The sequence below is a fragment of the Variovorax sp. J2P1-31 genome, assembly GCF_030317215.1.
Lineage (GTDB): Bacteria > Pseudomonadota > Gammaproteobacteria > Burkholderiales > Burkholderiaceae_C > Variovorax.
Map to the genome: position 1 here is coordinate 267,668 of NZ_JASZYA010000002.1, position 11,524 is coordinate 279,191.

Consider the following 11,524-nt stretch of genomic DNA (forward strand, 5'->3'; position numbering starts at 1 on the left):
AACCCTTCCTGCCCGCGCGCGCTGTGCGCCGCCTTTCTCCTTCCCCTGCCGGCGGCCCGGCCCCGGAGCCACTGATGTCACCGTCTCTTCTTCAACGCGTCGCCGAGATCCGCAGCGGCGCACCCGCGACACGGCGCGCCATCCTCGACCTGATCCTGGAAGACCCGGACCGGGTGCTCGAGGAGAACTTCGAGATGCTGGCCGAGCGCTCGCGCAGTTCGGTGCCGACCATCATGCGCACCTGCCGCGACCTGGGCTTCGCCGGGCTGCGCGAGTTCAAGCTCGCGCTGGCGCAGGAGCTCGCGCTCGGCGGCTCGCCGCTGCACCGGCGCGTCAACATCTCGGACGCGGCCGACGAGGTGGTGGCCAAGATCTCTCGCAGCGCCGCGGCCTCGGTCGCGGGCGTGCGCAGCCAGCTCGACATGGCGGTGCTCGACGGCGCGGTGGCCGCGATCGCGGCGGCGCCGCACGTCGACCTGTACGGCGCGGGCGCCACCTCCTGGTTCATGGCCAGCGACCTGCAGGCGCGGCTGTTCCGCCTCGGCCTGTCGGCCAACGCCTGGTCCGACTACCACCTGCAGCAGGTGGCGGGCGCGGCCCAGCGGCCGGGCGGCGTGGTGATCGCCATCTCGCACGTGGGCGGCATGCCCTCGCTGCTCGATGCGGTCGACATCGCCCGCGCGCAGGGCGCGCGCGTGGTCGCGCTCACGCGGCCCGGCACCGCGCTAGCGGCCAAGGCCGACTTCCTGCTGGGCCTGTCGGTGCCCGACGACGCGGTGATGCACGTGGGCATCGACGCCTACCTCACGCACCTGACCGTGATCGAGATCCTCACGGTGCTGGTCGCGCAGCGCCGCGGCGACCCCGCGATGCAGCGCCTGCAGCGCGCGCGCGAGGCCTTCCAGCGCCACGGCATCGACGCCACCACGCACCCGCTGCAGAGTTGGGACGGCGGCGGGCTGGTGAGCGGCCCGGCCGCCCACGAGACGCCCGGCGGCGGCCGCGGGAGCGCGGCATGAGCCGGCCGGTGCTGCTCGAACACGGCCTGGTGATCGACGGCTCCGGCGGCCCGGCCTGGCCCGGCGACGTGCTGCTGGTCGGCGACCGCATCGCGGCGCTGGGCGAAGGCCTGCGCACCCGCCTGCCCGCGGGCATGGCGCCGGAAGACCTCGAGGTGGTCGACTGCCGCGGCAAGGTCATCGCCCCCGGCTTCATCGATGCCCACACCCACGACGACGCGATCGTGCTGCGCGACCCGCTGTGCCTGCCCAAGGTGTCGCAGGGCATCACCACGGTGGTCACCGGCAACTGCGGCATCTCGCTCGCCCCCTACCGCACGCCGCAGTCGCGCCCGCCGCTCACGCTGCTGGGCGCCGATTCGTTCCGGCACCCGACCATGGCTTCGTACCGCGCCGCGGTCGATGCGGCGCAGCCGGCGCTCAACGTGGCCGCGCTGGTCGGCCACACCACCTTGCGCTTCGCCGCCATGGCCGCGCTGGACCGGCCGGCCGATGCCGAGGAGGCGGCGCGCATGGCGGTCCTGCTCGAGGGCTGCATGGCCGACGGCGCGCACGGCCTGTCCTCGGGCCTGTTCTACGAAGAGGCCTTCCAGGCGCCGGCCGAGGAGGTGACCGCGCTGGCGCGCATCGTGGCCCGGCATGGCGGCGTGTACGCCACCCACCTGCGCAGCGAGATGGCGACCATCCTCGAGGCCATGCACGAGGCCGGCGACACCGCCTTCAGCGCGGGCGTGCCGCTGGTGCTCTCGCACCACAAGTGCGCCGGCCCGGCCAACTGGGGCCGCACGAAGGAGACGCTGCCGCTGGTCGAGGCGCTGGCGCTGCGCCAGCCGATCGCGATGGACGTCTACCCCTACGTCGCCGGCTCCACCGTGCTGCGCGAGGACCTGGTCGACGGCGTGATCGACGTGCTGCTGACCTGGTCCGACCCGCATCCCGAAGTGACCGGGCGGCTGCTGTCCGACGTGGCGGCGGAATGGGGCGTCGACCAGCAGGAGGCCTGCCGAAGGCTGCAGCCCGGCGGCGCCTGCTACTTCCAGATGAGCGAGGACGACGTGGAGCGCGTGATCGCCCATCCGCTCACCATGATCGGCAGCGACGGCCTGCCGCACGACCGCCATCCGCACCCGCGGCTGTGGGGCGCCTTCCCGCGCGTGCTGGCGCGCTACTGGCGCGAGCGCCGGCTGTTCACGCTCGAGCAGGCGGTGCACAAGATGACCGGCATGACGGCGCGCAACCTGCGCATCGGCGAGCGCGGCCTGCTGCGCGTGGGCCTGATGGCCGACGTGGTGGTGTTCGACCCCGAGACGGTGCGCGACACCGCCACCTACGACCGGCCGCACGGCGTCAGCGAAGGCATCGACCACGTCTTCGTCAACGGCCAGTGCGCGTACCGCGGCGGCGAGGCCCGGGTGCTGGCGCGCGCCGGCCGCATGCTGAGCCGCGCGGCCGCCTGAGCGCGGCGTGCGGGGCCGCGACGGCGGCCTTCATCCCCTGACGCCGTCCTGGCATGCACCAGGTCAAAGCAGGGTGCTGCACCAAACAGGCCTCAAAATGCACGTTTTTTGACAAAGTGCACCTTTGAGGAGCGAGATGAAGCACGCGACCGTCGAACAGTTCATGGCCCATGTGGCGCAACGCAACCCCGGCCAGCCGGAATACATCCAGGCCGTGACCGAGGTGATGCAGAGCCTCTGGCCCTTCATCGCACGCCATCCCAAGTACCTGACGCACAGCCTGCTGGAACGCCTGGTCGAGCCCGAGCGCATCGTGATGTTCCGCGTGTCCTGGACCGACGACCACGGCGAGGTGCAGGTCAACCGCGGCTACCGCATCCAGCACAGCCTGGCCATCGGCCCCTACAAGGGCGGCCTGCGCTTCCATCCCTCGGTCAACCTGTCGATCCTCAAGTTCCTGGCCTTCGAGCAGACGCTCAAGAACGCGCTGACCACGCTGCCCATGGGCGGCGGCAAGGGCGGCTCCGACTTCGACCCCAAGGGCAAGAGCAACGGCGAGGTGATGCGCTTCTGCCAGGCCTTCGCCAGCGAGCTGTTCCGCCACGTGGGTGCCTACACCGACGTGCCGGCCGGCGACATCGGCGTGGGCGGGCGTGAGGTGGGCTACCTGACCGGCATGGTCAAGAAGCTCACCAACCGCGCCGACTGCGTGTTCACCGGCAAGGGCCTGTCCTTCGGCGGCTCGCTGATCCGGCCCGAGGCCACCGGCTACGGCAACGTCTACTTCGCGCAGGAGATGCTCAAGCGCCAGGGCCGCAGCTTCGACGGCCTGCGCGTGAGCGTCTCGGGCGCGGGCAACGTGGCGCAGTACACCATCGAGAAAGCCATGGCGCTGGGCGCCAAGGTGGTGACGGTGTCCGACTCCAGCGGCACGGTGATCGACGAGGAAGGTTTCACGACCGAGAAGCTGGCCGAACTCATGGAGGTGAAGAACCACCTCTACGGCCGCGTGAGCGACTACGCCGAGCGCGTGGCCGGCACCCGCTTCGAGGCCGGCGCCACGCCCTGGCACGTGCCGGTCGACGTGGCGTTGCCCAGCGCGACCCAGAACGAACTCGGCGAGGAAGACGCCAAGACGCTGGTCAGGAACGGCGTGGTCTGCGTGGCCGAAGGCGCCAACATGCCTTCGACCATCGAGGCGGTGCATGTGTTCGAGTCCAACGGCGTGCTGTTCGCGCCGGGCAAGGCCAGCAACGCCGGCGGCGTCGCGACCTCGGGCCTGGAGATGAGTCAGAACGCCTCGCGCCTGTCGTGGCCGCGCGAGGAGGTCGATGCGCGGCTGCTGCAGATCATGCAGAGCATCCACGAGGCCTGCCTGCACTACGGCGAAGGCGAGGGCGGGCGCATCAGCTACGTCGACGGCGCCAACGTCGCGGGCTTCGTCAAGGTGGCCGACGCCATGCTGGCGCAGGGCGTGGTCTGACGCGACCCGGTTCCGCTTCAAAGGCGGCAAGATCCTTTCTTTTTCTCAATCCCTTGAGAAGCGATGAAAGACCTTGCCGCGCTTCCCGATCCGCTGCGACGGCCCGGACCTGACCCGGCGCCCCTGCTGCAGCGGCTGCGCCTCGGCCTGCTGGCCTTGGCGCTGCTGCTGTGCGGCGCGGCGCATGCCGCGGACCAGGCCGACCCGGCGCCGTGGATCGAACTGCGGGCCGGCAGCGTCGTCAGCACCGTCGACGGCCTGACCGCCACCGAGGCCATCACACTGCCCTACCACTGGGACCGCCGGCACGGCGGGCGGCCCGGCAGCGCCGTCTTCGACCTGCCCTTCACGATGGCGCAGGTGCCCACCGAACCCTGGGGCCTGTACATCCCGCGCGCGGGCAGCGCCTTCGAGGTCGGCCTCAACGGCCATCTGCTCCAGACCTTCGGCGACCTGGTCGAGGGCGGCGGCGCCGACTACGCCAAGACGCCGGTCTACGTGCCGGTGCCCCCGCACATGCTGCGCGCGGGCGAGAACCGGCTGCAGGTGCGCATCCGCGCCGACTCCGGCCGGCGCGCGGGCCTGTCGGCCATCACGCTGGGGCCGGCGGTGCAGGTGCGCAACGCCCTGTTCTCGCCGGCCTACGCCTGGCGTTTCACCGGCACGGTGCTGCTGACGGCCTTCAGCATCGTGGTGGGGGCGGTCGCGCTGGCCCTCTGGCTCACGCAGGCCGACATCGGCGCCGACGGCAGCCGGCGCCGCGAGCGCCTCTACCTGTGGGCGGCGCTGGCCGAGTTCTGCTGGGCGCTGCGGGTGGCCGACGGCGCCGTCCGCCACCCGCCGCTGCCCTGGGTCGCCTGGGGCGTGCTCATGACGGCCTGCTACTCGGGCTGGGCCGCGTCGGTCGTGATGTTCTGCCAGCAGCTGGCCGGCTGGCAGGACCGGCCGGGCATGCAGTGGCTGCGGCGCGCCGTGGTGGTGGTGTTCACCATGCCGGTGATCGCCTGCTACGTCGCGCTGACCCGCGCCGAGCCGCGCTGGCTCACCGGCTGGCTGGCGCTGGAGCTCGTCGCGGTCACGGCCTATGTGCTGTTCTTCATCGGCGCGACGCTGCGCCGGCCCAACCTGGCGCGGGTGCTGGTGGCCTCGGTGGCGGCGCTCACGATCGCGGTGGCGGCGCGCGACTGGCTGGTGATCCGCATGAGCGACGCCTACGGCGAGACCACCTGGGTGCGCTACACCTCGACCTTGTTCGGCCTGGCGCTGCTGGGCATCGTGGTCGGGCGCTTCCGCCAGGCCAGCGTGCAGGCGCGCGAGCTGCTGCACACGCTGGCGGCGCGCGTGGCCGACCGCGAGCGCGAACTGGCCTCGGCCTACGCCATGCTCGAGCGCGGCGCGCGCGAGCAGGAGCGCACGCAGGAACGCGAGCGCATCCTGCGCGACATGCACGACGGCGTGGGCTCGCACATCAGCACCGCGATCCGGCAGCTGCAATCGGGCCAGGCGACGCAGGCCGAGCTGCTGCGCACGCTGCGCGATTCGCTCGACCAGCTCAAGCTGTCCATCGACTCGATCCAGCTGCCGCACGGCGACGCCACCGCGCTGCTGGCCGGCCTGCGCTACCGGATGACGCCGCGCTTCGCCAGTTCGGGCATCGCGCTGGAATGGGCGGTGGACGAACTCGATCCGGTGCCGCGGCTGGATGCGCCGGCCATGCGGCAACTGCAGTTCCTGCTGTTCGAGGCGATCTCGAACGTGCTGCAGCACGCGCAGGCCAGCGTGCTGCGGATCGAGGCGGCGATGCAGGGCGCCGCGGTGTGCATCCGGGTGATCGACAACGGCGTCGGCTTCGATGCCGCGCGGCCGCCGCGCGCGCTGCAGGCCCGGGCGCAGGCCCTGGGCGTGCCCTTGCGCATCGAAAGCCGACCTGGGCGCACGGTCGTCCGGATCGATTTCGTGTGAGGGGGGCGCCGGCGCGCCGATAATCGCGGCCCATGTCGGCCGTCTTCCAGCAACCCTCGCTCCTGCGGCGCATCGCCCCCATCTTCCAGGGCTTCGACGGCTTTCTCGCATTCGCGGTGTTCCTGCTGGCCTGCGCCGGCCTGCTCACCATGTATTCGTCGGGCTACGACCACGGCACGCGCTTCATGGACCACGGCCGCAACATGCTGCTGGCGGGCTTCATCATGTTCGTGGTGGCGCAGGTGCCGCCGCAGCGGCTGATGAGCTTCGCCGTGCCGCTCTACGTGGCGGGCGTGGCGCTGCTGATCGCGGTGGCCATCTTCGGCATCACCAAGAAGGGCGCCAAGCGCTGGATCAACGTGGGCATGGTGATCCAGCCCAGCGAGATCCTCAAGATCGCCACGCCGCTGATGCTGGCCTGGTGGTTCCAGCGGCGCGAGGGGCAGTTGCGGCCGCTCGATTTCGCGGTCGCCACCGTGCTGCTCGCGGTGCCGGTCGGGCTGGTCATGAAGCAGCCCGACCTCGGCACCTCGCTGCTGGTGCTGGCGGCCGGCCTGTCGGTGATCTTCTTCGCCGGCCTGAGCTGGAAGCTGATCGTGCCGCCGGTGCTGATCGCCGCGGTCGCGATCACGCTGATCGTGGGCTTCGAGTCGCAGCTGTGCGCCGACGGCGTCGACTGGCGCGTGCTGCACGACTACCAGAAGCAGCGCGTGTGCACGCTGCTCGACCCGACCAAGGATCCGCTGGGCAAGGGCTTCCACATCATCCAGGGGATGATCGCCATCGGCTCGGGCGGCATCGGCGGCAAGGGCTTCATGCAGGGCACCCAGACGCACCTCGAATTCATCCCCGAGCGCACCACCGACTTCATCTTCGCGGCTTACTCCGAAGAGTTCGGCCTGGCCGGCAACCTGGCGCTGATCGGCGCCTTCATCTTCCTGATCTTCCGCGGCCTGGCGATCGCGCTCGACGCGCCCACGCTGTTCTCGCGGCTGCTGGCGGGCGCCGTGACCATGATCTTCTTCACCTACGCCTTCGTGAACATGGGCATGGTCAGCGGCATCCTGCCGGTGGTGGGCGTGCCGCTGCCCTTCATCAGCTACGGCGGCACCGCGATGGTCACGCTGGGCCTGGCGCTGGGCATCCTGATGTCGATTTCGCGCGCCAGGCGGCTGATGCTGTCCTGACCCGGGGCGGTGCCGAAGCCTGGGCGCCGCGCAATGGTGTTCGGGGCGAGCAATAATCCCCCATGATCTCCCGCGAACCCACCATCGAGCGCCTCGCCACGGCGCAGCGCCTCCTGCTCACGCCCTTCGGTCTCGACGAGTCGCACCTCGGCAAGGCGCTGGCCGAAATCAAGGCGCACCAGGTCGACGAGGCGGATCTCTACTTCCAGTACACGCGCAGCGAAGGCTGGAGCCTGGAAGAGGGCATCGTGAAGACCGGCAGCTTCAGCATCGACCAGGGCGTGGGCGTGCGTGCCGTGAGCGGCGAGAAGACGGCCTTCGCCTATTCCGACGACATCTCCGAAGCCTCGCTGATGGACGCGGCGCGCACCGTGCGCTCGATCTCCTCGGCCGCGCGCAGCGGGCGCGCCCGGGTGCCGGCGCGCAAGATCGCGTCGAGCCGCTCGCTCTACGACGGCGTCGACCCGATCTCCACGCTCGACAGCACCGCCAAGGTCAAGCTGCTGGAGAAGGTCGAGCAGCTCGCGCGCAGCCGCGATCCGCGCGTGGCGCAGGTCATGGCCGGCCTGGCCAGCGAGTACGACGTGGTGCTGGTGGCGCGCGCCGACGGCACGCTGGCGGCCGACGTGCGGCCGCTGGTGCGGCTCTCGGTGACCGTGATCGCCGAGCAGAACGGCCGGCGCGAGATCGGTTCGGGCGGCGGCGGTGGCCGCTTCGGCCTGGCCTATTTCGACGACGAACACATCGCCGAGTACGTCGACCAGGCCGTCAAGGCCGCGCTGACCAACCTCGAGGCGCGTCCCGCTCCTGCCGGCGAGATGACCGTGGTGCTCGGCCCGGGCTGGCCCGGCATCCTGCTGCACGAAGCCATCGGCCACGGCCTGGAAGGCGACTTCAACCGCAAGGGCTCGAGCGCCTTCTCGGGCCGCATCGGCCAGCGCGTGGCCGCCAAGGGCGTGACCGTGCTCGACGACGGCACCATCGCCGACCGCCGCGGCTCGCTCAACGTCGACGACGAGGGCAACGCCAGCCAGCGCAACGTGCTGATCGAGGACGGCATCCTCAAGGGCTACATCCAGGATTCGATGAACGCGCGCCTGATGGGCGTCAAGCCCACCGGCAACGGCCGGCGCGAGAGCTACGCCCACGTGCCGATGCCGCGCATGACCAACACCTACATGCTGGGCGGCGACAAGGACCCGCAGGAGATCGTCGCGAGCATCAAGAAGGGCCTGTACGCCACCAACTTCGGCGGCGGCCAGGTCGACATCACCAGCGGCAAGTTCGTGTTCTCCGCGAGCGAGGCCTACTGGGTCGAGAACGGCAAGATCCTCTACCCGGTCAAGGGCGCGACCATCGTGGGCAACGGCCCCGACGCGCTCACGCGCGTGAAGATGATCGGCAACGACATGGCGCTCGACTCCGGCGTCGGCACCTGCGGCAAGGAAGGCCAGAGCGTGCCGGTGGGCGTGGGCCAGCCGACCTTGCGCATCGACGGCCTGACGGTCGGCGGCACCGCCTGACGCGGCGGCGCAACAGCGATCTTCCAAAGCCTGTGCTAGAGTCCTCCCCCATGTCTCTGCGCGCTGCTTTTTATTTTTCGTACTTTTGGTTCCGGATCTCCGGCGGCCTAGAGGCGAGCGCGTAAAGCAAACGTACACCCCCTCCAAAGACCGCCGGCGCTCACGCCCCGGCGGTTTTTTTATGCCCTTTTGTTTTTTGATCAGGAGCACACGATGAGTCAGCCCACGGCCCAAGCCAGCGACAGCTGGTATGCGAGCGTCGAGAAAACCAGCCGAACCGACGACGAACGCATCAAGGACATCAACGTGCTCCCGCCTCCAGAACATCTGATCCGCTTCTTCCCGATCCGCGGCACCGCGGTGGAAACGCTGATCTCCGACACCCGCCGCAACATCCACGACATCATGGCCGGCAGCGACGACCGGCTGCTGGTGGTGATGGGCCCGTGCTCGATCCACGACCCGGCCGCCGCGCTCGAGTACGCGCGCCGCCTCAAGGTGCAGCGCGACAAGTACGCCGATTCGCTGGAGATCGTGATGCGGGTGTACTTCGAGAAGCCGCGCACGACCGTGGGCTGGAAGGGCCTGATCAACGACCCGTACCTCGACGAGAGCTACCGCATCGACGAGGGCCTGCGCATCGCTCGCCAGCTGCTGATCGACATCAACCGCATCGGCCTGCCGGCGGGCAGCGAGTTCCTCGACGTGATCTCGCCGCAGTACATCGGCGACCTGATCGCCTGGGGCGCGATCGGCGCGCGCACCACCGAGAGCCAGGTGCACCGCGAGCTGGCCTCGGGCCTGTCGGCGCCGATCGGCTTCAAGAACGGCACCGACGGCAACATCCGCATCGCCACCGACGCCATCCAGGCGGCCGCCCGCGGCCACCACTTCCTGTCGGTGCACAAGAACGGCCAGGTGGCGATCGTGCAGACCAACGGCAACAAGGACTGCCACGTGATCCTGCGCGGCGGCAAGGCGCCGAACTACGACGCCGCGAGCGTCGCCGCGGCCTGCAAGGACCTGGAAGCCGCCAAGCTGCCGCCCACGCTGATGGTCGACTGCAGCCACGCCAACAGCTCCAAGCAGCACCAGAAGCAGATCGACGTGGCGGGCGACATCGCCGCCCAGATCGCGGGCGGCAGCCGCAGCGTGTTCGGCGTGATGGTCGAGAGCCACCTGCAGCCCGGCGCGCAGAAGTTCACGCCCGGCAAGGACCGGATCTCCGACCTGAGCTACGGCCAGAGCATCACCGACGCCTGCATCGGCTGGGACGATTCGACCGCCGTGCTCGACACGCTGTCGCAGGCGGTCAAGCGCCGCCGCGGCTGAGCGGAAAGAGAAAGAGGCCGCTCAGCGCCCGGCGCGCAGGGCGGCCAGCAGCTTGTCGTGCACGCCGCCGAAGCCGCCGTTGCTCATGCAGACGATGTGATCGCCCGGCTGGGCCGCTGAAGCGACCTGCGTGACCAGCGGCTCGATCGCATCGACCACGCGGGCGCGCTCGCCCATCGGCGCCAGCGCGGCGGCCGCGTCCCAGCCCAGTCCGCCGCTGTGGCAGAAGGACAGGTCGGCCGCCTCCAGGCTCCACGGCAGCTGCGCCGCCATGGTCCCGAGCTTCATGGTGTTGCTGCGCGGCTCGAACACCGCCAGGATGCGCTCGCGCTGCCGGCCCTGGCCGTCGAGCTGGCGGCGCAGGCCGTCGAGCGTGGTGCGGATCGCGGTCGGGTGGTGGGCGAAGTCGTCGTAGACCGTGATCGCGCCGCCCGTGCGCTCCACCGCGCCGCGCAGTTCCATGCGCCGGCGCACGTTGTGGAAGCTGCCCAGCGCCGCGGCGGCCTCGGCCGGCGCCACGCCCAGGTGTTCGGCCGCGGCGATGGCCGCGAGCGCATTCATCTGGTTGTGCCGGCCCGACAGCGTCCAGGCCACATGGCCGACCTTCCGGCCCGAGCGCAGCACGTCGAAGGCGTCGTGGGCGCCGTCGGCCTGCCATTCGGCGCCTTCGCCGAAGCCCGCCACCGCGCTCCAGCAGCCCTGGGCCAGCACGCGCCGCAGGCTTTCTTCGGTGGCGTTGACCACCACCCGGCCGCTGGCCGGCACGGTGCGCACCAGGTGATGGAACTGCCGCTCGATGGCCGCCAGGTCGTCGAAGATGTCGGCGTGGTCGAACTCGAGGTTGTTGAGGATCGCGGTGCGCGGCCGGTAGTGGACGAACTTGCTGCGCTTGTCGAAGAAGGCGGTGTCGTATTCGTCGGCTTCGATCACGAAAGGCGCCCCTACGCTCGGCACTGGCGTGTCCTCGCTGCCCCCCGAGGGGGCGCTCGCTGGCTGGGGGCGGCCCGGCGCTGCGCTCGGGCCGGCTCCCAGTCTTGCGGAAACGCCGAAGTCCAGCGGCACGCCGCCCACCAGAAAGCCGGGCGCATGGCCCGTGCGTTCCAGCACCCAGGCCAGCATCGAGGTGGTGGTGGTCTTGCCGTGCGTGCCGGCCACGGCCAGCACGTGGCGGCCCTGCAGCACGTGCTCGGCCAGCCATTGCGGGCCGCTGGTGTAGGCCGCGCCGGCATCGAGGATGGCCTCCATCAACGGAAACTTGGGCGTGCCGTCCGCCAGCCGGGCGCGCGACACCACGTTGCCGACCACGAACACGTCGGGCGCGAGCGCCATCTGGTCGGCACCGAAGCCTTCGATCAATTCGATGCCGAGTGCGCGCAGCTGGTCGCTCATCGGGGGATAGACGCCTGCGTCGCAGCCCGTCACGCGGTGGCCGGCTTCGCGCGCCAATGCGGCCACGCCGCCCATGAAGGTGCCGCAGATGCCGAGGATATGAATATGCATCGGTCGATTCTAGGGATGCTGTCCGGTCTTCTTCTTCGGCTGCTGCAGTGCGGGCAGAATG

8 protein-coding genes are annotated in these 11,524 nt (G+C 70.5%); 7 read left to right on the forward strand and 1 reads right to left on the reverse strand.

The window, feature by feature from the left end; genetic code table 11:
- Positions 1 to 74: 74 nt before the first annotated feature.
- The 7 genes from QTI20_RS12370 to QTI20_RS12400 all read left to right on the forward strand — a co-directional run bounded on the left by QTI20_RS12370 (position 75) and on the right by QTI20_RS12400 (position 9,963).
- On the forward strand, positions 75 to 1,019 hold the full coding sequence (locus tag QTI20_RS12370; RefSeq protein WP_286551219.1) for a MurR/RpiR family transcriptional regulator: 945 nt from the start codon (positions 75 to 77) through the stop codon (positions 1,017 to 1,019).
- Positions 1,016 to 2,476, forward strand: a complete 1,461-nt coding sequence (locus QTI20_RS12375; protein ID WP_286551221.1) for an N-acyl-D-amino-acid deacylase family protein — start codon at positions 1,016 to 1,018, stop codon at positions 2,474 to 2,476. The genes QTI20_RS12370 and QTI20_RS12375 overlap by 4 nt, the downstream gene beginning before the upstream one ends.
- 136 nt (positions 2,477 to 2,612) lie before the next feature.
- On the forward strand, positions 2,613 to 3,959 hold the full coding sequence (gene gdhA, locus QTI20_RS12380) for an NADP-specific glutamate dehydrogenase (RefSeq protein WP_286551226.1): 1,347 nt from the start codon (positions 2,613 to 2,615) through the stop codon (positions 3,957 to 3,959).
- A 63-nt stretch (positions 3,960 to 4,022) separates the two neighbouring features.
- On the forward strand, positions 4,023 to 5,921 hold the full coding sequence (locus QTI20_RS12385; RefSeq protein WP_286551228.1) for a sensor histidine kinase: 1,899 nt from the start codon (positions 4,023 to 4,025) through the stop codon (positions 5,919 to 5,921).
- 32 nt (positions 5,922 to 5,953) lie between these two features.
- On the forward strand, positions 5,954 to 7,108 hold the full coding sequence (rodA, locus tag QTI20_RS12390) for a rod shape-determining protein RodA (protein WP_286551229.1): 1,155 nt from the start codon (positions 5,954 to 5,956) through the stop codon (positions 7,106 to 7,108).
- Between the two features lie 62 nt (positions 7,109 to 7,170).
- The gene (gene tldD / locus QTI20_RS12395) at positions 7,171 to 8,631 is read left to right on the forward strand and encodes a metalloprotease TldD (protein WP_286551231.1); all 1,461 of its coding nucleotides are present in this window, start codon (positions 7,171 to 7,173) and stop codon (positions 8,629 to 8,631) included.
- 213 nt (positions 8,632 to 8,844) lie between these two features.
- Entirely contained in the window at positions 8,845 to 9,963 is a 1,119-nt protein-coding gene (locus QTI20_RS12400; RefSeq protein WP_286551233.1) for a 3-deoxy-7-phosphoheptulonate synthase, read from the forward strand.
- Positions 9,964 to 9,984: 21 nt separating this feature from the next.
- On the opposite strand, the gene mpl is transcribed toward QTI20_RS12400, so the two are convergent.
- Positions 9,985 to 11,463 carry a UDP-N-acetylmuramate:L-alanyl-gamma-D-glutamyl-meso-diaminopimelate ligase gene (gene mpl, locus QTI20_RS12405; protein WP_286551235.1) on the reverse strand — a complete coding sequence of 493 codons (1,479 nt, stop codon included), beginning with the start codon at positions 11,461 to 11,463 and terminating at the stop codon, positions 9,985 to 9,987.
- Between the last annotated feature and the right edge of the window lie 61 nt (positions 11,464 to 11,524).